The following is a 23,392-nucleotide window of genomic DNA, read 5'->3' as shown; positions in this document are numbered from 1 at the left end:
AATATTACTTATTGAGAAATTCTCGATTTTGGTAAAGATAAATAACTCCAGAAAGTACCGTTACAACAGCCACAAAGTAAATTAATACTGTGGTGAACACTTCTATCCGAAAACCCAAGAGCTGGATATACAGTCCTATCGTAAGTATCATCTGAGACACTGTTTTCAATTTTCCAAAGATATTTGCCGCAACGATTCTTCCAGATTCTGACGCTAACATTCTAACAACACTAACGAGTGTGTCTCTTAAAATAATTATAACAACCAGCCAACTTGGTACAATATGGAGTTCTACAAAAACAACAAGAATCGATGTGATTAATATTTTATCACTCATTTGATCGAGTACTTTACCAAGACTTGTAACTTGTTTTAGCCTTCTGGCTAAGTAACCATCGAAATAATCGCTGATAGACGCAATTAAGAAAAACACAAACGCGAGTAAGTTTTTTCCAAAATACATTAGCAAAACTATCACAACAGTGAGAGCTATCCTTAACCAACTTATTGTGTTCGGAATGTTAAAAACAGATTTCCTTGAAGTCGTCGAATTCTCCTTATTCAACCAATTCCCCCTCCAAATCGTAAGTATCTGCTTCTGTAATCTTTACCTTACCAAACCTGTTAATTCCGTGACCTTTTACAAAAACATTCCCATCAACTTCAGGAGCATCCATGTAACTTCTTCCGATGATTACTCCGTTAACTTCTTCTTCAAACAAAACATCGATAACTTTTCCAACCAATCTTTGATTCCTTAAAAACGAAATTTCAGCCTGAACTTCCATCAAAGTGTCTAACCTTTTTTGAGCTGTTTTCAAAGAAACTTTATTAGGTAAATTATACGATGCGGCGTCTTCTTCGTCGGAATACACAAATCCACCAAGCCTATCAAATTCAATAGTTCTTATAAAATCTATCAGTTGCTCAAAATCATCTTTTGTTTCACCAGGAAAACCAACAATTATACTGGTTCTCAAAACCGCTTGAGGATATAAACTTCTTATTTTATCGAATAATTCCTCAAGTTCTTTCGTACTTTTCGTTCTTCCCATTAGTTTAAGTATATTATCACTACTGTGTTGGATTGGTATATCAAAATATTTAACAACTTTTTCGTATGAAAAACCTTTTAGAATTTCATCAGTTACGTGGTCAGGGTGCATGTACATAACACGAATCCAAAAGTTTCCATCAATATCGTTAATTCTTTTAAGAAGCTCTGGAAGCATTTGCTTACCATATAAATCTACACCGTAACCTGTCGTATCTTGTGCCACAAGGACTATCTCTTTCTTACCATTTTCAATTAAATATCTTACTTCCTTTTCTATATCTTCCAGTTTTCTGCTTACAAAACCCCCCTTGAACTTTGGTATTGTACAAAAAGTACACGCTCTATCACATCCATCTGCTATCTTCACATACGCATAAGGTAAATCACTATCAACTCTTCCCTCAAACTCATAAACTGCCACAGGATCTGTTATATATTTTTTTGTTTTGTTAATACTTTCAGCCAAATTCTTTGGAGGAATAACTCCAAACCAGCCATCAACCTCCGGTATTTCCAATGGCAAATCTTTGGGGTATCTTTGAACTAAACAGCCAGTTACATATACTTTGAAATCGGGCTTTTGTTTTTTAATACTTGCAAACTCTAATATTGTATCGATAGACTCTTGCTTGGCATCCACTATAAAACCACAAGTATCTATAACAACACCATCTGCATCTTCAACATCATCAACTACTTCATGACCTAACTGTTTCAAATGGTACTTAAAAAGTGAAAAATCCGCCTCGTTTTTGGCACAACCAAGAACAATTACATATAATTTCAAAAAAGCCACCTTCCTTTTCTTTCCCTTTACAATTTATCTTTCTAGTTCACTCTCTGACTCTCTGCTTTTTACTTCTTGATAGATTATTCAAAAAGTTCTTTCTCTTTTCCAAATAAAGCTCTCTTATATTCGTCAGCTCATCTTTATAAACCTGCTCTTTGTAGTTTGGATATGTAAAATCGTAATCTTTCCATCTGCCGTTTATATACATGAGCGTCGGCTCTGCATATATACCGTGACCTATGTAAATTCTGTGTGGCCACATTTTCGTTGTTGCGAGAACAAACTGCATATGGTGCATATACCCCGGATCCAAATTAAACCTTCTATTACCATCAACCGCGTATCTTTGCTCAATCTCGTTAGTCTTTACTTTGATTATCGAAAGCATCGAAGGATGTATTAATCTTTCGAAACTTATAAGCCTACCGAATATTCCTGAACCCATTTCCTCGTTGTAATACAAAGTATACTTTTCGAAATCTAATGGCTTACTAATATAGTCAATTGGTCCAAAATGTTTGATTAGTTCGGGTTTAATCTCATCAAACCAATAGTCTAGGTGAGATGAAAACATAAAAATTACCAAATTAACCGGTTCAACAATTCTTATTTCTCCCATACAACCTTCACCTCAAAGTGTTGCAAATTAACAATTTTCTTCTTGCCTCCAAACTGACTTATCGTTGCAGAACCTATAACCTCATATGTCTTATTCGGCTCAAGAATTACGGTCCCTTCATAACGTCTACCATCCAAAAAAACACTACCGTAAATTCCTTCAATAATAGCTAAAGGCTCATTTTTAATCTTTTTAACATATATGAGTAAAAACAAAAATAGCACAACACTTACGAGTGCCATAACATAAAACAAAACCCTTATAGATTTTTCAGACACTAAAACCACCTACAAAATTATTTTTTCAATTCTCTAAAACCAAAAGTACATTTTATTATACTTATTATACACTTTACCCAAATAATTATACACCAAAAAATAAAAAAATGAACACGAAACGTTTTAACTTTACAAATATCTTAGATGCTTACGAATACTTCAAAATCTAAAACTAATTTTTTTAATTCTATAAAACTTTTAAACCATATTATTTAAGTTCATTAGTATACTATATATTGACATAAATTGGTAAATTAAACACAATATATAGTGTTGGTATATTTATGGTATATTTTTGGTAAGTTTTTACCCTTAGTGGTAATTATTTTAATACAATATATAGTATTTATAAAAGTTAGTCGACTATATATAGTTAATTGAGAAAAAGTCTCAACAAGTAACTTACCAAAATTACCAATTGAAAATTTTTTTACCATGAATTTTGAGAAAAAACATTCGAAAAATTTTTTATTCATATGCTTTATAAAAATTTACCAAACACAAATACTTATGAATAAACAATTTTTGGAGAAATTTACCATTTGCGGTAAGTTTTTATGAATAAGATGGTACGTTCAAAAAAATTCATAAAGCCCTTTGAATTGTACCTTTTTGTGTTACCACCGTGTAAACTTACCAATTTACCACCCTATATAGTATATATAATAAGTAATATATAATATATAGTTCTATGACTATAGTTGGACAAGGAAAACAAAAACAATTTAGTTTGCAACATGTATTGATAAATTCAAGAATTTCATTGAATTTGTTTTATAAATTCATTTATTAAAGCTGCCATATGCTCGTAATGCGTTCCTCTCCAATAGATTTTTCCACAATTACCGCACATAGCAAATTCATCATGCATCTCAAAAACACGTGGAGGAACTCTACCAGAAACAGATTCCTTATCAACAACGACTAACTCCCCATTGCATTCCAAGCAACGTGAGAAAGGCTTCACCCAATTCATAAGCTCGTACATTTCAAAAACTTCTTTTAACTGCTCTTCTGGAAAATCGCTTCGAATTATATAACCATAAACGATATCTCTTCGCATAAGAAGTTTTCTGTCTCTTGTAAGTATTATTCCACCAATTTTCTTTGCTCTATCAACTATTTGAAAATCGTCAACTAAACCATACTCAGCGTATATACCAAACATTCGGAGCAATTTCGAAAGCTTTCCTAAATGTATATCCAAAACAAATCTTGGTTCTCCTTTGAATCTAGGAGTTAAAGAATAGTTCTCATCGATTTCTAGATTGCAATGAGGATAAACACAGTAAAAATCACCATCTTCGACAATCTTAGAAAAATCTACAAAATTACCGTTTAAAGTAATAAAATAAACCTCGGTATGTGGAATACCGAGGCGTTCAATACAATCTTTTATTGTTTGACCTACTCCAGGATTAATCTCAAAATAGTAAACTCCCTTAGTTAAATCAGACAAAGATCCAAATATTCTTATGGATACCTTCAAACGCATCAGACCTTTCTGATATCATCAATTTTTTCACCAGTAGATATATAGGCAATTTTTAAACCCGTTTCTCTTTCAATAAAATCTACAAATTTAGCAAAATTGTCATCTTCAAGATTTTTCCAACCGTTAAACTCGATGTATTCAACAGTGACTTTATCTATCATAGATATATCATTAGGGATTTCAAACTTTCTCCCATTCGATAGATATCTAATTCCAACTTTAACTTTTTCCAATCCAGATAATATATCTGCTTTTGTCATTATCATTTCATCGCAACCAGAAGTTTCAATTGCGTACCTCAATATTGGCAAATCAAGCCATCCGCATCTCCTTGGTCTACCTGTAGTAGCACCAAATTCTCTACCAGCTATTCTAATCTTTTCGGCTTCTTCACCAAATAGTTCTGTTGGAAATGGACCTTTACCAACACGCGTTACATATGCTTTAAACACACCTATTCGTTTGTCAATTTTTATTGGAAAGCCCAGTCCACTTTCCACGCCTGTTGTATTACAATAAGAACCTGTTACATATGGATAGCTTCCCATATCTATATCAAGTAAAACACCCTGAGTTCCCTCAAAAAGAACATTAGCATTTTTTAATTCTTCCTTCATCTCAAGAGGAGGAACTATAATTCTTGATAATTTCTCAAAATTTTCAAAGAGTATCTCATAATCGTCCCATTCTATACCGTAAAGATTTTTATACATCTTGGAAATGAATTTTAATTTTTCTAAAGCTGTTTCTTTATCAAATAAATCAACCAATCTTAGACCAATCCTATGCACTTTATCGGCGTAAGCAGGGCCTATACCACGTTTTGTTGTCCCTACAGCTTTTTCGCCTTTCGCAATTTCTAATTTTTCATCTAACATCTTATGAACCGGTAAAACAATGTGAGTAAGTGATGAAATATTTATCCTATCGTATACATCAAAACCAATTTTTTTAATTTCTTCGATTTCTTTAATAAGAACATCAAGATCAACGACAACACCATTTGCTATGTAAGCTTTGGTATTTCCTCTTATATCAAAAGATGGTACGAGGTGATGGACAAGTTTAAATTCACCGTAGTTAACAGTATGACCTGCGTTGCTTCCACCACTGTACCGTACAACGTAGTCAAACTCTCTTGAAAGATATGTCGTAACTTTTCCTTTTCCTTCGTCCCCCCACTGTAATCCATAGCAGACTATATTCATCAAACCATCTCCTCTCTAAAATTCTACATGAAAGTCTTTGTATTCTTGTTTTGGTAAATCAATTTCGTCGTAATCGGAAATGTAACTCCAACCATTTCCTTCCATGATTCTTCTAAAGAGCTCTTTTATTTGCTCATCGTTACCTCCAGCAACTATTGTAACACTTCCATCGTCTTCATTTTTCACATAACCTCTGACACCTATTGCTCTTGCAACGTTTTTGACAAAATGGCGAAAACCAACACCTTGAACAACACCTCTTACATTCCATTTTTTCCAAACTTCTAACATGGAGGACACCTCCAAATTTTTTATTATTTGTTACTGCATACAAATAAAGCTCTTGATTTTTCGAGTAATTGTTATATAATCTATTTCAAAGAAATTTTTGGCTTGAGGTGATTGTGTGTCTAAGCTAAAAGAAAAATATTCTCTTATGAATATCGTTACGATAAATGTTAATATGATGGCTATGATGATGTGGTGTACCGACCGCTGGAAATTATAGGTACACCATTTTGCTGTTACAAAAAACCAGCGGTCGGGTTGAAGAAACCCGACCGCTTTTTTTATACCACACATTCTAACAAAATTCAAGCAAAATTTTAAACAAAAAGGAGGTGCGATTCTGTGAATCAAACATGGAAAAGGAGATTTCAAATTATCAAAATTGGGGGATCTATTTTAGACTCTCCAGAAAGCCTAGTTGATATTTCAAAGATTATAGTTAGTTTGAAAAATAAAATTTTTAAAGATCATCAACTTGTTATCGTTGTAAGTGCACTAAAGGGGATAACAAATAAACTTATAGAGGCTTTAAAAAATATAACAAATTTAAATATCGATTCTTTTTTAAATGACATTCACAATTATCACTTGAAATTTGCAAATTTTACCGAAGAAGATATGTATCTGATTAAAGAAGAGATTTATTCCCTAAAAAATTTGCTTTACGCTTCAAAAATGATAGGCAGAGTTCCAGATTTTGTATATGACAAGGTGGTTAGTTCCGGAGAAAGATGGAGCGCTGTTATAATGGAAAAGTTACTTCTAGAATATGGAATGAAATTTAAGATCGCATATCCAGAAAATTTTCTAATCACAGATGGTCGATATGGTAATTCAAGTGTATTATTAGAAAAGAGTAAATCTGCTCTAGCTGAAAGCATTAGTGAATGGCAAAGTGGTGATTTTATAGTACCTGGTTTTTACGGTAAGTCAGTTACCAATGGTGATATTACAATACTTGGACGTGGTGGAAGTGACTATACTGCAACTAGTTTAGGATATTGTTTAGATGCGGATTCTGTGATTCTCGTTAAAGATGTTCTAGGTTTCCTTACCGGAGACCCAAAAATAACGCCAAACGCTAAGATTGTAAGAATGCTAAATTACGAAGAAGCTGATGAATTATCTTATTTTGGTTCGAAAGTACTTCATCATAGCGCAGTAGAACCTTTAAGGTTAAAATCCATTCCATTGTATATTTGTAGTATCGAAGATTTAAAAAAGTTGGAAAGTTATGAATTGTTATTAGACAATCGTATCAATTTTACAGTAATAAAAGATTATAGTGAAGGAAATGAATTAGAGCATATTAGAGATTACACGGCTAATTGCATAAAAAGTGTTTCTATGACAAACGACATCGCAATTGTTCAATTCAAAGGACACAATTTTGGAAGAGTTCCTGGAATACTTGGAGAAATAGCTTCACGTGTGGCTTTAAGTGGTGTGAACATAAAGTTTGTGATTACTTCTCAAACTTCGATAAATTTAATCATATCCATGAGTGATTTAGATAAGGTTTTGAAGTTATCTGAAAGTCTGAAATTAAAAGAGATAGAAGAAATAAAATTTAAAAAAGATAAGGTATTAATAGCAGTTGTTGGTGAAGGGTTGCTTGATGCCCACGGTATAGCTTCTAAAATTTTTGGAGCAGTTAGTCGTGGAGGCATTAATGTTGAGATGATATCAGCAGGAGCTTCAGATGTTTCAATTTACTTTATTACAGATTCCAAAGATGGAGAAAAAGCATTTAAGTTGGTACACAAAGAATTTTTTGAAGATGAAGATAGTCAAATTAAGGAGGTAAATTAATACTATGGCAAAAACAATCGAAGAAATAAATAATAAAATAGCAAAAGGTGAAATTGTGGTTTTAACAGCTGAAGAAGTTGTTAAAATGGCTAAGGAAGAAGGCATAAAAGAGGTTGCGAAGAAAGTCGACGTCGTTACAACAGGAACTTTTGCTCCGATGTGTTCAAGCGGTGCGTTTATTAACTTTGGGCATACTTTACCACCTATGAGGATGGAAAAGATAAACTTAGGAGGTGTTGGAGTTTACGGAGGAATTGCTGCTGTAGACGGATATATTGGGGCCACTCAAGAATCTGAATATGATAAGTCATTTGGTGGTGGACATATAATTGAGCTTTTAATAAAGGGAGAAGATATATTACTTGAAGCTTGGGGAAAAGGTACAGATTGTTATCCGGGAAAATATTTTAAAACATACATTAATAAAGAAACGATAAATGATTTTTTCTTGTTTAACCCAAGAAATGCTTATCAAAATTACGCTGCAGCAACAAATAGCTCAGATGAAACAATTTACACTTACATGGGTAAGTTATTACCAAACTATGGAAATGTAACTTATTCAACTTCTGGAGAGCTTAGTCCTCTTCTAAAAGATCCGAAGATGCTTACAATTGGTGTAGGTACAAGGATATTCTTAGGTGGTGGTATAGGATACGTTTCATGGTATGGTACTCAGTTTAGAAACGTTGTTAAAATAAATGACAAAGGTATTCCAATTGTACCTTCAAGAACCTTGGCACTTGTTGGGGATGCTAAAAAAATGAGTACGGAGTTTATTAAAGGCGCGTACTTTAAAAATTATGGAGTTACTTTATTTGTTGGTGTTGGGATTCCAATCCCCATATTAAACGAAGAAATAGCTTATTATGTTAGTTTATCAAACAGAGACATACAAACAGAAATTAAAGACTATTCGAAAATTGATAAACCAACAATAAAAGTAGTTAATTATGAAGAACTGCAAAGCGGATATGTTGAAATAAATGGTAAAAAAGTTAAAACAAGTTCATTATCAAGTTTGAATAAAGCTAGAGATATTTCTAAAATATTGAAAAACTGGATAAAGGAAGGTATGTTCTTTTTGACTAATCCAGTTGAAAAACTCCACGAGGAAAGAAAATTAAAAAGCCTTTCAGATAAAAAAATTGTAGATGAACCTATGAGAGAAAACTATATAACTTTGAAGAGTAAAATCGAGAAAACTTGTGTGAATTGCGGCGCGTGTGTTAGTTTGTGTAGTACCAATGCACTTTATTTTGATGAAAATAGAGAAGTTAGATACGATGCTTCAAAGTGTACTTATTGTCTATTGTGTTCGGATTCTTGTCCTCAAGGTATAAGATTACCTTACGAGAAATCAGAAAATTAAAAAATTATTGAGGGATTTTAAATGAAATCAAGTAAAATTCCTATTGTTAAAAGGTTTTACAGGGAAAGTTATTCAAAAGATATCACAGGCTTTTTTGTTAAGTACAAGTACACGGATATCTGGGTAGGAGTTGACAATTTTGACCTTGAAATGCTCGATTTTACGTATGAAACTGTGAAAAGACTTTACAATGAGTTGGAAGACTATATAAGGAAAAATAAGGAATTTAAAACTTCTTTGGTACCTATTGGATATGATGGCAATGCCCCAGAAATTGCTAAAAAAATGATAGAAGCTTCAAATACTGCCGGTGTAGGTCCGATGGCATGTGTAGCTGGTGCCTTTTCTCAGTTGGTTGGTAAAAATTTGATTGAGAAGTACAAAAGTAAAAAAGTTATCGTTGAGAATGGCGGTGATATATACATCAATTCGTTCGATGAAACAAGAATAGGAATATTCTCCAACTTTGATAGTGAATTTAACCGATTGTCTATAGTTCTCAGTTCTGGAGAATTTGGTGTGTGTAGTTCATCTGGAAAGATAGGTCATTCTCTTAATTTTGGTAATGCGGATATCGTTACAGTTATAGCCAAAAACTCACTAATAGCAGATGGATTTGCAACTAAACTTTCAAATATGGTAAAAATAAGCGGAGATATTACAGATGTCTTGGAATACACAAAAAGTTTTTTGGAAGATGTAATATATGGGGTAGTAATTATAATTAATGGAAAAATGGGAGTTATAGGGAATGTGAGGTTCGAAATATAGATTATATTGGCAAGAAGGGGGAGCAAAACGTTGAAAATCGTTGAAAAATTAAGAAATGAAAAGATAGTTTCGATAGAGATAATCCCTCCTAAGAGAGGAGAAGATGTTGAAAAAATATTTGCCACTTTAGATAAGTTGATGGATTATAACATATCTTTCATAAATATAACGCGCCATCCGTCTGAAATAGATTATTTAGAAACGGAAAATGGAATAATTAAGGTTCAAAAGATAAAAAGACCAGGAACAATAGGTTTGACTGCCGCTTTGATGAAAAGGTACAATATCGATGTTGTTCCTCATTTGGTTTGCAAAGGTATGAACAAATTTGAGATGGAGGATATTTTAATAGACTTGTCTATAATGGGTGTTGAAAATGTCTTTGTAGTGCGTGGGGAAGAAGTTAAATCTGTAGCGAAGAGTGACTATAAATATGCTTCAGATTTGGTTAAGCAAATATCTGATATGAACAATGGGAGATACCTTTACACAGAAGCCAAACCAACAAATTTTTGTATAGGAGTTGCGGGATATCCAGAAAAGCATTTTGAAGCTCCGAATCTAGACGTTGATTTAAGGTTTTTAAAACAGAAAGTTGATAATGGCGCTGATTTTATAATAACTCAAATGGTTTTTGATGCAGCAATTTATGAAAAATTTGTTGAAAAATCTCGAAGTATGGGGATAAATATACCGATTATACCGGGTGTAAAACCTGTGGTAAGTAAGAAGTCAATTTATTCTATTCCAAAGAAGTTTTTCGTGAATATTCCACAAAAATTTGTTGAAAAAATGGAAGAAGCTAAATCTGAAAGTGAAGAATTTGAAATAGGTGTCCGTTTTACTGTTGAACTAATCAAAAATCTTCTTGAAAAAGATGCTCCGGGGGTTCATATTTTTACGATGGGACGAGGGGAAGAAGTTTGCAAGGTTTTGAAGTTACTAAGAGAAGGAGGAATTTTAAATGTCTGAGTTTTTAGAAGGAGAGAATTCAAAAAGAAGTATAATCAGGGAGATATTTTTCGATAATGTAAAATTATCGTATGGCTGCACGGAACCTGTTGCTGTAGGTTTGTCGGTTGCCGTTGGGAAAGGGTATTTGAGGGGTGTATTGAAAAGCATAGATGTGATAATGGACAGAAATACATATAAAAATGGTTTAGAAGTAGGTATACCTGGTACTCACTTACATGGATTTGACCTCGCAATAGCTCTTGCGTATCTTGTAGGAAAACCAGAATATGGCTTGCAAGTTTTCAAAGATGTGAATTCACATGTACTTTCAAAAGCTTATGAATTGAAAGATAAAATAAGAGTTAGCTATGAGAATTCGTATAATCTCCATATCAAAACAAAGCTTGAAGCAGATAACGAAGTGTTGATTGAAATAACTGATTCACATGATAATATTAGCAAAATAGTTGTTGATGGGAATGAAATAAGAAACACTCAAACGAGTGTTAATTTTAAGAAAGATTTGGTTAAATCAATTTCTTTGAACGATATCTTTGAATACATTGAAAATCCTGATTTAGATGTTGTAAATGTTGTAAAAGAAGGCATAAAATACAATGTTAACGCTGCAAGGGAAGGAATAAAAAAAGAAGGGAATTTTGGATATGCACTGGAAGAAGGAATACCCGCATATGTTGCTGCTGGTGTTGATGAGAGAATGAATGGCGAATTGATACCAATAATGACTGTAGCTGGTAGTGGTAATCAGGGTATAGCATCGATAGTTCCCCCAACATTGTACGGTAGGGAAAATGAAATGCCAGAAGAAAAAATAGAAAAGGCAGTTTTGTTAAGTATTCTTGTAACAACTTACATAAAAGCGTTCACAGGTGTTTTAACACCTGTGTGCGGTGCAGGATCCATAGCATCAGCTGGCAGTAGTGCTGCAATAACTTACCTTGCAGGTGGTAACGCTGAGCAAATAAAAAATGCTATAAATAACGTTTTAGCGACGCTTTTTGGTATGACTTGCGACGGAGCTAAACGAGGCTGTGCACTGAAAGCAAGTATAGGTACACAAATGGCACTGAACGCTTCAAAATTGGCGCTTAAAGACACAAATATACCATGTGGAAATGGCTTTGCTGCAAAAGATGTTGAAGAAACTATTAGAAGAATTGAACTATTAACAAAATCTCTAAGGCAATTTGACCAAGATGTCATTGATTTTATTGGTCATTGTTAGTTAATTATTCTTTTCGTATTTTATTCTGAAAAAATTAATAACGTTTCTTAGTTTTTCTTCTATCTGAGTTAAATGAGTTTCATAATCAAACGAATCATCTTTTTCTTTTGCTTTTATTTCTAATTGATAAGCAAGTTCTCCAATACTATTGAAGTTAAGAGACCTAGCTGCACCTTTTATACTATGTGCTTCCCTTTGAATAGTCTTAAAATCGACTTTTGGTAAAGCATTCCGTATGTTTAAAATGCTTTCTTTGGTGGAATTTATAAACATTTTGATTAATTCTTTCATAAACTCTTCGTCAAAACCTTGTTCTTGCTTAGTTATTTCTATATCTTTTTCGATTTCGTTTATTTCTCTTTTTTCTCCAACAATATTTGCATTAAAAATTCGCGCTTCTTTTTCACTTTTTTCAGACGATTCTAAATGACTACAGAATTTATTTAAAACTCTTTCTAAATCAGCAATTTTTATAGGTTTTGTTATGTAATCATTCATACCAACGGATAATACTTCTTCTTTTACACTTTTTAATGCGTGTGCGGTAAGTGCTATAATTGGAAGGTTAGGTTTTATCGCTTTTATTTTCTTTGTTGCTTCTATACCATCCATTTCTGGCATTAATACATCCATAAAGATAATGTCGTAATCTTTATTTAATGCCATCTCAACGGCTTCTTTACCATTTACTGCAAAATCTGGTTTTATATCGTATTTGTTTAGTATTTCTTCTATAAGTATCCTATTTATTTCGTAGTCTTCAGCAACTAATACTTTTGCATTGTACTTTTTTGATTTTATTGTTTTCATGTCTTGTGTAATTTCTTTCTTAGAACACTTTTTTAATTTTAAATCAAAATAAAAATGACTTCCTTTTTCTTCTTCGCTCTCTACAATTATCTTTGACCCCATCATACTAACTATTAAATTGCTTATAGCCAAACCTAACCCCGTTCCACCATACTTTTTCGTTACGGACACACTTGCCTGTTCGAAAGGTTCAAATATTTTTTCGAGTTTTTCTTTTGGAATACCTATTCCTGTATCAATTACTGAAAATCTTATATTTTCATGCTCTTCATCTTCAGAAATCTTTTTTACAAAAACTTTTACAGAGCCACCGGCTGGAGTAAATTTTATCGCGTTGTTTATGAGATTAAACATAACTTGTTGCAACCTTACACTATCAAGTATTAAGCAATCGCTTATTTCTTTATCTATTCTTATTTCATATTCAACATTTTTTTCTTTTGCCTTTGCTTCATATAGTAATAGTGAGCTTTGGAGTTCCATCTTTAAATTTGTTTCTAATGGTTCAAGTTGGTATTTACCACTTTCAATTTTTGCCAGATCTAAGATATCATTGATTATTTCTAGTAATAATTCACTTGACTTTAGAATTATCGAAACGTACTTTTCTTGTTTTTCATCAAGTTTTGTTTCTTTAAGTAAATTTGTAAATCCTATTATTCCGTTAAGAGGAGTTCTTATCTCATGGCTCATATTAGCAAGGAAAATGCTTTTAGCTTGATTGGCCTTTTCAGCTTCTTGTTTTGCTTTTATTAATTCTTCTTCGTATTTTTTTCTGATTTCCGAGTTTGCAAGTAGCGTCGCGAGTAACAAGAAAATCCTCTTTTCGGCAACAGTTAACGCTCTATCTTCCTTAAAGGCTGCACTTATGAAACCTATAACATTTTCGTTTATTTTTATCGGAGTAATGAGTGAGATAGAATTTTCTCCAAACATTTTTTTGATAAATTCATTTGAAACATTTTGTTTTGCTATTGAAAATTGTTTACCTGCCATTAGTTCATCTAATTCTTTTCCACTTATATCTTTAATGTTAAACGATACGAAGGTGTTTTCAATAGGATTATTAGAATAAAACCAGTTACTTATCGAATTAAAACTGCCATCTGCTGAAAATTTATAGACTCTAATTCTATTTGTGTTTAATTCTTTTGCAATGAGTTCAATTGCTCTTTTAATTTCTTTATCAATCTTTTCAACAGGTGTGTTTATAATGTTTAGAGCAAGTTGAAGAATTATCTGTTGGTATTTTGCAAGCGATTTTATAACCTTCTGTGCCATAACAATTTTTGTTATATCTTTTTGGATAGACAATATACCATCTTTACCATCAGGAAGTGTTATTTTTCTTTCGTATAGTTCAAGGTACTTTACTTCTCCACTACGAGACAGGTTTCTAACTGTGTGGATAAGGGTTTTTCCAGAGATAATTTCTTTGATATTTTTTATAACCTGTTCGTAATCTTCCTTTGGTGCGAGAATAGATACATGTTGACCGATTAGTTCTTCTTTTCTTAAACAATTTATCTTACAAAATTCTGGATTGACATCTAAAATGTTACCATTAGAATCTTCTACAAGAATTCCAAGAGGGGAAAATTCAAAGAGTGTTTGATATTTCTTACTTTCAGCGATAACTTCTTCTTCTAATTTTTTAATATCCGTTATTTCATGGAAAAAGACAGCTTTTCCTTCAAATTTTGAGTTTTTAACTTTTTCTTTAATATCAACAACACTTATTTGAAAATATCTACCAAATTTTTCGACAATGCCATAACCATTTCTTATTACGGAAATACATTCTTGTGACAAAATCTCTGATATGTTTTTGTAAGCTAATTCTTCTATACCAAGAAACTCTTTTACCATTGAAGAAAAAGATTTATTGTAACTAAGAATGTGTTCTTCTTTATCAATAAGAACTATCATATCATTAGTAGAATCAAATGTTATCTCCTTTGCTACTTCTCTAAAATCTAATCCGTACTTTTTTTGAGATTCGTAAAAAAGAATAATTATACTTGCCATCAGTCCAAAAGCAGTCAAGTCTATGTTCATCTTTAAAATTATGTATATAATATTTAATGAGAGAGGAATCATAACCGCAAAAATTAGATGAATAATTGTGTTTCTACTAAATAAGAATCTTTTTTTTTCTTATCTCTGATAACATAATGTAATAACTAAAGCCAATGAGTATGTATTCGTAAATAAGTTTTATATAATACCAATTTTATATAATACCAAGGACCTGGTATGGTATATTTTCCGTTTTCAAGGTATCCTTTCAAGTAAAGATGATGAAATTGATTTGTCCAAAGTAAAATAAGAGTGATTAATGGAATAATCATTAGTGGAATGACTATATTTTTCTTAATTTTTCTTCCAACAAACGCGTTTACAAATACAAAAAAACTAAAAGAGATAAATGCTATTGCGAAATACTGTATTTTGTACCACAGAAAAGCAGAGCTTATATCACTGGAAGTTATAAAGATCAATTCCATAGCGTATCCAAACGAGTACAACATTATTACAGCCGAAACGAAAATTCCTGCATAAGAAAGCTCCTTCACCTTGTATCTTGCGAATACTGTTATTGTTTGAAGCGCAATTATAGAATTGTACAGAAACAAAAATATAATAAAAATCGGTACATAGAATATCATACTATCACCTCTAGTTTAAATAATATTAATATATTTCATGTAAAGTAAACTTAAAATAGTTTTATTTAAGAGTTATTTAAATTTAAGTAACAAAAAATAGATCAAATATTTTTTACTAAACTTTATGCTAAAATAAAAGTGTTAGTTATTAACGTGTGTGTAATTTGATATACTCACTTTGATAAAATTATAATAAAAACTAACAAATGGGGTGATGGGTAATGGCTTTGAATTTGTTTTTAGGTGTTTTAAACTTAAGCATAGGGAATTTGGTTATGATTTTTATTGGAATCTTTTTAATCTATTTAGCTATATCAAAAGAATACGAACCAGCATTACTAATTCCAATTGGATTTTCAACCATTTTAGTTAACATTCCTCTGAGTTCAGCAGTTGATCAGGTTATAGATGGTGTACTTCACAAAGGTGTCTTGAATATATTCTTCGATATTGGTATTATAACAGAAATTTTTCCACTTTTGATATTTATTGCTGTAGGTTCTATGATTGATTTTGGACCATTACTTGAAAATCCGATAATGTTTTTATTTGGTGCCGCTGCTCAATTTGGAATTTTTGCAACGATGGTTGTCGCGACTTTGTTAGGTTTTGATATAAAACAAGCAGCATCGATAGGAATAATAGGTGCAGCCGATGGACCAACTTCTATTTATGTTGCTGGTAGATTTGCAAAAGAACTTTTAGGACCTATTTCTGTTGCGGCTTATTCTTATATGTCCCTTGTCCCTATAATTCAACCACCTGTAATAAAGTTACTTACGACAAAAGAAGAAAGAAAGATAAAAATGGAACCTAAAGGAGTCAAGATAAATAAAAAAATTAGAATAATTTTCCCAATATTGGTAACTCTGGTTGCAAGTTTACTAGCTCCAAGTTCTGCTGCATTAATTGGCTTTTTGATGTTTGGCAACCTTTTAAGAGAATGCGGTGTTTTGAATAGTATATCGAAGACTGCTCAAAATGAACTTGCGCATATAGTTACTATATTCCTTGGCTTATCAATAGGATCGACGATGACTGCAGATAAGTTCCTTAGACCGCAAACACTTTTTATATTGCTTCTTGGGCTTGTTGCTTTTATTTTCGATACAGCTGGAGGGGTTTTATTTGCTAAGTTTTTGAATTTATTTTTAAAGCGTAAGATAAATCCTATGCTTGGAGCAGCTGGAATTTCCGCTTTTCCTATGTCCGCAAGGGTAATTCATCAACTTGGAAGGAAAGAAGATCCTACAAATTATTTGCTTATGTACGCAGTGGGAGCAAACGTTGCAGGGCAGATAGGTTCTGTTTTAGCTGGCGGAATATTAATTGCACTTGTCAGTGGAATATGAAAATTTTTTCTCAAGGAGTGTTTAATTATGATAAACTTTTCAGAGTTTTTCAAAGCTTTAAGGGTAGGTATTGTTGGTTATTTGTTTTTGATTTTGGTTCTTACTTTATTCTTTTTATCGATAAAATTTTTCGTCAAAATGTTCTCCAAATATGATTCAAGGAGTAATTCAAATGAAGCAAAATAATTTTTCTGAAGAAGTGAAAAATGCTTTTATAAGCTTCAGCGAACTTATTCTTGAATTTTCAACGGAGAGAGAAACTTCCTTGAAAAGAAAAGATTTTGAAGCATTGTTGAAGGTATTAGTTGATAATATACCATTTATCCACAGTGGAAGTGTGCTACTTCAAGATGTTGATGGCTCTTTTTATTACATTGCGGCTTATAACCACGATTACAAATTGCTGGAAAAGATAAGGTTTAAAAAGGAAGAAATGTTTATGAGAAGGTTTAAACATGTTTATATCATTAAAAGAAAAAGTATTGATTTTATAAAAGAATTATCACAGAAAGTAGGAAATATTGATGATACTCTTAAAGAATCGGTCAAAAGTATTGAAAATATTAAGGCCTTTGTTTCTATTCCAATAAGGGTTCAGAGAAAAATTGTAGGCTTCTTCAACCTCGATACATGGGAAGATGAATATACTTTTGAGAAAAACAATTTTTTACCTTTCGCAGAAATGATAAGCGATTTACTTTCTTTATCTGTAGAGCGTTTTGAACTTATAAAGTCAGTGAAAGAACTCAACGAAAAGATAAACAAAGTTGTTATGTTTGATCCCGTTACTCATCTTCCAAATTACAAGGTACTTGGAAATTATTTTGATAAATACGTTTCTTTGGCTAAGAGAGATTCCAGTAATCTTTATCTTATAAAAATTAAATTTGAAAACATTGACGAAGTAGATAGAAAACATGGTTTTGATTACGGAAATAATATTTTACAAAAATTCGCAAAAATAATTGAAAAGAATATTAGGAGAAGTGATATTTTAGTTTCGTTGAATAGAGAAAGTTTTGCCGTTTTGGCTATATCAAAATCATTTCCTTACAACATTTTTGATAGATTGAATGATAGTATAGTGAAGTTTATAAATTCCCAAAATCTAGATTTGACATGCACTATTGGTATAAGTGAATATGGCGTAGATGGAAAGGATGTGGATTCTCTAATCAATTCAGCTGAAGAAAAATCAAAACCAGTAAAAGAATCAAAATCTGTAAAAGTATAAAGAATGAATTTTGGAGGTGCTCAGAATTGAGTGAAGATAAAAATAGTTTTGAACATTATTATTCTGAAGAACCACAATCAGTCTTAAGAGTTAGGGATGTTGAACTAAAGCTTAAGAATGGCCATGTTTACAAATTTAAAAGTCCATCAGGTGTGTATTCTTTTGGAAAGGTAGATAAAGCAACAGAAATACTTATAAATCACTGTGAAAATATCAGTGGAAAAGTGTTAGATATAGGTTGTGGGTACGGAGTTATCGGAATTACATTAAAGAAGGAAAATCCATCTATAGAACTTTTCATGTCCGATGTTAATAAACGTGCTGTCGAATTTGCAAAGATAAACGCAAAAGATAACAATATACAAGCTGATATTAGGCAAGGAAACCTTTACGAACCTTGGGAAGGTTATCTTTTTGACCATATTATATCTAATCCTCCAATTGTTGCTGGAAAAGAAGTATGGATGAAGCTTATAGAAGGTGCTTTTCAACATCTCAAGGATGGTGGTACACTTCAGCTAGTAGCTTATCACAACAAAGGTGGAGAGAGGATTAAAAATTACATGAAAGAGATATTTGGTAACGCTGAAGATGTATGGAAAGAAGGAGGAATAAGGATTTATATTTCGAAAAAAATAAATGGATAAAAAAAGAGATTTAGTAGGTGATGAATTTTGAAAGTTGAATTGATAGATATTTCCGTTATTTTCGAAAAAAATACGGATGTTGAAAAAGTAGCACTGAGTAACATAAATTTATCATTTACAACTGATGAAAGAATATTACTTGTTGGAAACACTGGATCAGGAAAAACAACGCTGATTTATCTTTTAGACTTGCTTATAAAACCTTCATCAGGGAAAATATTTTACGATGGTACAAACCCATTTGAAAAAGCATACAATTTTAGAAAAGAATTTGGGGTTGCTTTTCAAATACCAGAAAGACAATTTTTTAACGAAACTGTTGAACAAGAAATAACATATGCCGCAAAAAACTTTGGAGTTTCTTACACAAAGGAAGATTTAAAAAAACTGCTTATTAGTGTGGGATTAAATGAAGAAATACTTTACAAATCACCTTTTAAGCTTTCTGGTGGTGAACAGCGCAAGATAGCGATTGCTTCTATCTTACTTCATAATCCAAAATTTTTGATTTTTGATGAACCAACAGCAGGGTTAGATTTGAAAGGTTATTTATCAATTAGAAAAATTTTGGAGAGTTTTCGAAATCAGAATAAGGGTTATATTATAGCTACGCACGAACCAGAGCTTTTTATGGATTTGTGTGAAAGAGTTATTACACTTGAAGATGGCAAGATGGTTTCCGACGAAGTGATAAAGAAATAAAGAGGTGATATTATCTGGTATTTGAATACAAAGGTGTAGATAGGTCTGGAAGAAAATTAAAAGGTATAATTCAAGCTGAAAGCGTTAAAGAAGCACTTGATAGATTAAGAGAGCAAGGAATAATTATAACAGATCTTGTTCAGAAAGGTGAAAAAACTAGAAGCAGTTCAACGGGAAAGAAAAAAGCAGTCTTTCAAGCAAAATTAAAGGATATAGTTTTGTTTGCAAGGCAATTAGAAACGATGATTTCTGCAGGCATTAGGCTTGCCGATGCCGTTATAACTCTTTCAGAACAAGAAGTTTTTTCAAAAAAGTTTAGAATAGCATTGAAAGAAGTTGCTTCTGATATGAAAGCTGGTGTTTCTTTTTCAGATGCACTTGAACGTCAAGGTATTTTTGATTCTATATTTATAAACATGGTAAAAGCAGGTGAAGAAGGCGGTATATTAGATGTAACAATGAAAAAAGTAGCAAACTATTATGAGAGTGTAAATAGATTAAGGGAACAGGTAAAATCTTCTATGGCATATCCTATGTTTATATTGGGCTTTGCTGTGGTGGTTGTTATAGTTATTTCTGTCTTTATTCTTCCAAGATTAATATCTGTCTTTGGAACGGTTCCTCAAAGTGGTGTCCTTGGGATGCTAATGAAGATGAATTATATATTCACAAAAAAATGGTACATTTTGGCACCAGTTGTTATCGCGGTTGGTTATGGTTTGAAGGTTTTTCTTGATACTGTTTACGGTGCTTATGTAAAAGATTTTATCGGTAACCTTATTCCGCCGATAAGAAAGTTAAGACAAAAAATGTCGAATGAGAGATTTACGCGTACGCTAGGTGTTCTTATAGGTAGTGGTGTTCCTATGGTAAATGCTTTGGATATGGCAGCGAAAGCATCTAATAATCCAAGATTTATATCAATAATTTCAAAGGTCATAGAAGAAGTAAAGGCTGGTAGTAATTTGAAAGGAGCTTTAAAACGTGCTGGAATTTTTCCTCAAATAGTTTACGAAATGGTTGGAACAGGCGAAGAAACAGGTAAACTAGATGTTGTTATGGAGAAAGTTGCAGATTTTTATGAGGAAGAAATTCTTAGTGATACAAAAAAACTTGTTAGTTTAATTGAACCGGCACTAATTGCTTTTGTTGGTTTGTTTATAGCATTCATCGCCTTTACTATGTACTCAACGATCTTCCAAATGCAAGGACAGTTTGGTAGGTGAGTTTGACAAATTCAAGGTTCGGGTGATTTTCTTGACATTTTTGGAAATCGTTATTTCAATTCTTGTAATTACATTTATCTTAACTTCAATGATACTCAACTTTTCGAAATTGCTTAATTTAGATATATCTTATGAATACATCCAAACAGCGGTTTATTCTGGTCTTTGGAAAGCTAATGTTGTAAAAGAATATAATTCAAACTCATGTAGAATATCTCGAAAGGATAACAAGGTGGAATTCTATAGAATGTCAGAAGAATCTTTAAAAGGATTATTTATAATTCCATTTGGTTGGACTGAGAGTGGTACTTTTTTCAATGGGATAACTATTGAACCAATAATGTTTGAAGTTTCAAATGGAAAGTAGAGGGGAGATAAAGTGGGAATTTTTGTACACGAGATACTAGTATATAACTCAGAACAAAGTGAGTATGGGACACTATCTGCTAATTATTTTTCCGGTAATATAAAAATAAAAGGTTTTTATCAGCAACCAATTTCTCCTGATCCGGAGAGCATGGTTGTTATAAATATTCCTTGGGATATCATACAAACAACTTATATTGAACTTCCACCAGTTAAAAATTATTCAGAGATGAAAAAAATTGCGGAGCTTGAGATAAGAAGGCTTATGGATTTAAACGAAGAAATAAATCTTTCTTGTATCCCCACAGTATATGGTAAAACTCTGGTTTTGTTCGTAAGAAAATCTGATTATGATCGATATAAAATGTCAAGAAACATCTCTTTCGAGCCAGACGTTGCTTATCCGAATATATTATCGGAATTGTTAGTTACGAAAAAATTTCCAGGGTATTGGATGTATCTCGTTTTGGGGAGAATGTCATCAGGTATAGTTGTTATGAACAACAATTCGATAATAAATGTAAGAATTTTAGATTTCTCTATGGAAGATATAAGTAAGATTGTAAAAGAGGAAACTGGTTTTGAACTATTTGAGATAGAAAGAAGTGAAAATGAGGAACTCACAAAAGCAGCAAAAAGAATAGTGGATTCTATTTCTATAGACGTACTCTCGCAAATAGAGAGGGAATTGATAATAGCTACTAACACTACTGAGATCGAGAAAATCGATATTCAAATGATTTCTGGAATAGTAGTTGTATGTGACTTTAAAATTATGAGAGATATTATATTGGGTTTCGAAGGTAATTTTAGAGGAAAATTTTCTGAACCTGTATTACTTTTTCCAACTAAGGATAAGAATAAAATAGGTTTAGCTGATCTTGGTCTTATTTATAGAGGGGGTATCGAAATTGGAAAGGTTAAATCTATCAAATGGTAAAAAGAGGGTAATAAAGTTAAAGACTTTCATTATAATTTTATTATTTGTCACGCTTCCAGCGCTTTCTCTTATCTATCTTTCATATCAGATGAAGATTTTAGAAACAGGTAAACTTTTAAGGAACTATCCTGTTGTTTTCAATAATTTATCAAGTTTAGATATGAAAAATCTTGATCAACAAATTGATAACTTGAAGTATACTTTTGAAAAAAGGGTTGAAGAAATTAGAAACGCAAATATAGTTGTGAAAAATAGTATTCTAAATTCATACAAAGATATCTATTTTTTGAAATATTTTTCATACTTCGCTTCAAGAATACCAAATAGAATTTTTCTGAAAGAAATAAGATATGATGGAGTCAAATTTTTTATTGATTTTTACGAATATGGTATTGAAACTAAGGTATCTACACAAACTGTATACAGTGATCTCTCAAAGCTTTATAAAAATGTTCTTATAAATAAAATTGATGAAAAAAATTTTTTTGGAAATATGAGATACTTTAGGTACAACATGGAGGGAGAAAAGTGATTGTTATTCAGCGAAAAATAGCGGTATTAATTGCATTTTTTATTATGATTGTCCTTTTTTTAATGGCAGGTATATATTTTTACAATTCTTACTATCAGTATATGAAAAATTTAGAAAGCAAATTGTCAGAAGTAACTCAAGTATACAACAAATTAAAACAATTAGAGCAAGAATCTGAAATTCTTGCAAAGTTACAAGAAGATTTTGGAAATATGTTAGAGATGGAAGTTAATTCTGAGTTAATATCTGATGATGTTGAAAAATTACTATCTAAGATACTTTCCAAAAAAGTTGCAGAAATAAAATACTTTTACATGAATGCCAATGTTTATTATCCAATTTTATTTGAAGCAACACCCGTTTACTACACTGTGAATTTGAAAGTGGGAGGCGATTAGGTGACTCTTGGGGGAAAAGTCAATAAAAAAACACTTATTCTATTACTGATTGCAGTAATTATATGGGTTGTTGCTATTTTTGTTCTTATACGTATGAATTCACCAAATCCTCAACCGGTACTACAGACGGCTCAACAATCAGTTAGTACTCCTACTCAAGGTGTTCAAAATCAATGGCAAAATCCGAGTTTGAATCAAACAGAAAATAGTTCACAAGTTATTGCTCAAAATCTTTCTATTGTTGAAATACAAAACATGATACCAGATTCTACATTTACTGATATGTTCAAGCCTTACTTACTTGAAATTAAATTTGACAAAGTATCAACTGGCGATAGTAAGTTTCTTTCTTCGAGGCTTAAAAGTACTAATTCAGCTTTTGGAGAAATTGAAGATATATCAACTGCAGAGTTCGAATATGTTGGTTATTTATCCATTTCCGAGGGTGGTAAGCAAAGAAGAAAAGTATATATTAGGCAAGGAACGGATACAAAATCTTTTTACGATACGGAAATAATTGATAATAGATACAAAATTATAGATGTTCGTGAATTTGAAATTATTTTACTTGATACTTACGATGGGAAAATAAAAAAACTTTCTAATTTACTGGCAAAACAATAATA

At 31.8% G+C, this 23,392-nt stretch carries 25 protein-coding genes; 16 read left to right on the top strand and 9 right to left on the bottom strand.

The window, feature by feature from the left end; genetic code table 11:
• Positions 1 to 4: 4 nt before the first annotated feature.
• The 7 genes from pgsA to FNOD_RS06725 all read right to left on the bottom strand — a co-directional run bounded on the left by pgsA (position 5) and on the right by FNOD_RS06725 (position 5,738).
• A complete protein-coding gene (gene pgsA, locus FNOD_RS06755) occupies positions 5 to 565 on the bottom strand; it encodes a CDP-diacylglycerol--glycerol-3-phosphate 3-phosphatidyltransferase (RefSeq protein WP_011994445.1) in 561 nt (186 codons plus the stop codon).
• A complete protein-coding gene (gene rimO, locus FNOD_RS06750) occupies positions 558 to 1,844 on the bottom strand; it encodes a 30S ribosomal protein S12 methylthiotransferase RimO (protein WP_041256954.1) in 1,287 nt (428 codons plus the stop codon). The genes pgsA and rimO overlap by 8 nt, the downstream gene beginning before the upstream one ends.
• Positions 1,845 to 1,890: 46 nt before the next feature.
• The gene (locus FNOD_RS06745) at positions 1,891 to 2,466 is read right to left on the bottom strand and encodes a DUF4416 family protein (RefSeq protein WP_011994443.1); all 576 of its coding nucleotides are present in this window, start codon (positions 2,464 to 2,466) and stop codon (positions 1,891 to 1,893) included.
• Complete coding sequence (locus FNOD_RS06740) at positions 2,454 to 2,744, bottom strand: hypothetical protein (RefSeq protein WP_011994442.1); 291 nt, start codon at positions 2,742 to 2,744, stop codon at positions 2,454 to 2,456. Before FNOD_RS06740 ends, FNOD_RS06745 begins: the two co-directional genes overlap by 13 nt.
• 760 nt (positions 2,745 to 3,504) lie before the next feature.
• On the bottom strand, positions 3,505 to 4,239 hold the full coding sequence (locus tag FNOD_RS06735; protein WP_011994441.1) for a Mut7-C RNAse domain-containing protein: 735 nt from the start codon (positions 4,237 to 4,239) through the stop codon (positions 3,505 to 3,507).
• Positions 4,239 to 5,447, bottom strand: a complete 1,209-nt coding sequence (locus FNOD_RS06730) for an adenylosuccinate synthase (protein ID WP_011994440.1) — start codon at positions 5,445 to 5,447, stop codon at positions 4,239 to 4,241. Before FNOD_RS06730 ends, FNOD_RS06735 begins: the two co-directional genes overlap by 1 nt.
• Before the next feature lie 15 nt (positions 5,448 to 5,462).
• Positions 5,463 to 5,738 carry an acylphosphatase gene (locus FNOD_RS06725; protein ID WP_011994439.1) on the bottom strand — a complete coding sequence of 92 codons (276 nt, stop codon included), beginning with the start codon at positions 5,736 to 5,738 and terminating at the stop codon, positions 5,463 to 5,465.
• 339 nt (positions 5,739 to 6,077) lie between these two features.
• Here FNOD_RS06725 and FNOD_RS06720 point away from each other — a divergent pair, with 339 nt between their 5' ends.
• Genes FNOD_RS06720 through FNOD_RS06700 form a run of 5 tightly spaced genes read left to right on the top strand, consistent with a single transcriptional unit; the run spans position 6,078 to position 11,890 of the window.
• Positions 6,078 to 7,547, top strand: a complete 1,470-nt coding sequence (locus FNOD_RS06720) for an aspartate kinase (RefSeq protein ID WP_011994438.1) — start codon at positions 6,078 to 6,080, stop codon at positions 7,545 to 7,547.
• A gap of 4 nt (positions 7,548 to 7,551) precedes the next feature.
• Complete coding sequence (locus FNOD_RS06715) at positions 7,552 to 8,919, top strand: homocysteine biosynthesis protein (protein ID WP_011994437.1); 1,368 nt, start codon at positions 7,552 to 7,554, stop codon at positions 8,917 to 8,919.
• A 21-nt stretch (positions 8,920 to 8,940) separates the two neighbouring features.
• Positions 8,941 to 9,690, top strand: a complete 750-nt coding sequence (locus FNOD_RS06710) for a UPF0280 family protein (protein ID WP_011994436.1) — start codon at positions 8,941 to 8,943, stop codon at positions 9,688 to 9,690.
• A 30-nt stretch (positions 9,691 to 9,720) separates the two neighbouring features.
• On the top strand, positions 9,721 to 10,662 hold the full coding sequence (locus FNOD_RS06705; RefSeq protein ID WP_011994435.1) for a methylenetetrahydrofolate reductase: 942 nt from the start codon (positions 9,721 to 9,723) through the stop codon (positions 10,660 to 10,662).
• A 31-nt stretch (positions 10,663 to 10,693) separates the two neighbouring features.
• Entirely contained in the window at positions 10,694 to 11,890 is a 1,197-nt protein-coding gene (locus FNOD_RS06700) for an L-serine ammonia-lyase, iron-sulfur-dependent, subunit alpha (RefSeq protein ID WP_041257195.1), read from the top strand.
• On the opposite strand, the gene FNOD_RS06695 is transcribed toward FNOD_RS06700, so the two are convergent.
• The gene (locus FNOD_RS06695; protein WP_011994433.1) at positions 11,891 to 14,800 is read right to left on the bottom strand and encodes an ATP-binding protein; all 2,910 of its coding nucleotides are present in this window, start codon (positions 14,798 to 14,800) and stop codon (positions 11,891 to 11,893) included.
• An 83-nt stretch (positions 14,801 to 14,883) separates the two neighbouring features.
• Positions 14,884 to 15,369, bottom strand: a complete 486-nt coding sequence (locus FNOD_RS06690; RefSeq protein WP_011994432.1) for a histidine kinase N-terminal 7TM domain-containing protein — start codon at positions 15,367 to 15,369, stop codon at positions 14,884 to 14,886.
• Positions 15,370 to 15,590: 221 nt separating this feature from the next.
• On the opposite strand from FNOD_RS06690, the gene FNOD_RS06685 reads away from it, so the two are divergent.
• From FNOD_RS06685 to FNOD_RS06640, 11 genes are all read left to right on the top strand, one after another.
• Complete coding sequence (locus FNOD_RS06685; protein ID WP_011994431.1) at positions 15,591 to 16,721, top strand: sodium ion-translocating decarboxylase subunit beta; 1,131 nt, start codon at positions 15,591 to 15,593, stop codon at positions 16,719 to 16,721.
• 27 nt (positions 16,722 to 16,748) lie between these two features.
• Positions 16,749 to 16,907 (top strand): hypothetical protein, encoded by a 159-nt coding sequence (locus tag FNOD_RS09605; RefSeq protein ID WP_187146483.1) that lies wholly within the window; start codon positions 16,749 to 16,751, stop codon positions 16,905 to 16,907.
• Complete coding sequence (locus FNOD_RS06680; protein WP_011994430.1) at positions 16,894 to 17,955, top strand: sensor domain-containing diguanylate cyclase; 1,062 nt, start codon at positions 16,894 to 16,896, stop codon at positions 17,953 to 17,955. Before FNOD_RS09605 ends, FNOD_RS06680 begins: the two co-directional genes overlap by 14 nt.
• A gap of 26 nt (positions 17,956 to 17,981) precedes the next feature.
• A complete protein-coding gene (locus FNOD_RS06675) occupies positions 17,982 to 18,602 on the top strand; it encodes a class I SAM-dependent methyltransferase (RefSeq protein WP_011994429.1) in 621 nt (206 codons plus the stop codon).
• A 27-nt stretch (positions 18,603 to 18,629) separates the two neighbouring features.
• Positions 18,630 to 19,304 carry an energy-coupling factor ABC transporter ATP-binding protein gene (locus tag FNOD_RS06670; protein ID WP_011994428.1) on the top strand — a complete coding sequence of 225 codons (675 nt, stop codon included), beginning with the start codon at positions 18,630 to 18,632 and terminating at the stop codon, positions 19,302 to 19,304.
• 218 nt (positions 19,305 to 19,522) lie between these two features.
• The gene (locus FNOD_RS06665) at positions 19,523 to 20,530 is read left to right on the top strand and encodes a type II secretion system F family protein (RefSeq protein ID WP_238374572.1); all 1,008 of its coding nucleotides are present in this window, start codon (positions 19,523 to 19,525) and stop codon (positions 20,528 to 20,530) included.
• A gap of 31 nt (positions 20,531 to 20,561) precedes the next feature.
• Entirely contained in the window at positions 20,562 to 20,897 is a 336-nt protein-coding gene (locus FNOD_RS06660; protein WP_041256951.1) for a hypothetical protein, read from the top strand.
• A 12-nt stretch (positions 20,898 to 20,909) separates the two neighbouring features.
• Positions 20,910 to 21,836, top strand: a complete 927-nt coding sequence (locus FNOD_RS06655) for a hypothetical protein (protein ID WP_011994425.1) — start codon at positions 20,910 to 20,912, stop codon at positions 21,834 to 21,836.
• Positions 21,808 to 22,368 carry a hypothetical protein gene (locus tag FNOD_RS06650; protein ID WP_011994424.1) on the top strand — a complete coding sequence of 187 codons (561 nt, stop codon included), beginning with the start codon at positions 21,808 to 21,810 and terminating at the stop codon, positions 22,366 to 22,368. Before FNOD_RS06655 ends, FNOD_RS06650 begins: the two co-directional genes overlap by 29 nt.
• Entirely contained in the window at positions 22,365 to 22,766 is a 402-nt protein-coding gene (locus tag FNOD_RS06645) for a hypothetical protein (protein ID WP_011994423.1), read from the top strand. The genes FNOD_RS06650 and FNOD_RS06645 overlap by 4 nt, the downstream gene beginning before the upstream one ends.
• A complete protein-coding gene (locus FNOD_RS06640; protein ID WP_011994422.1) occupies positions 22,767 to 23,390 on the top strand; it encodes a hypothetical protein in 624 nt (207 codons plus the stop codon).
• Positions 23,391 to 23,392 lie beyond the last annotated feature (2 nt).

This window comes from Fervidobacterium nodosum Rt17-B1 (assembly GCF_000017545.1).
GTDB lineage: Bacteria > Thermotogota > Thermotogae > Thermotogales > Fervidobacteriaceae > Fervidobacterium > Fervidobacterium nodosum.
Note: the sequence above shows the minus strand (reverse complement) of the source record. Positions and strands in the feature narration are given on the sequence as shown.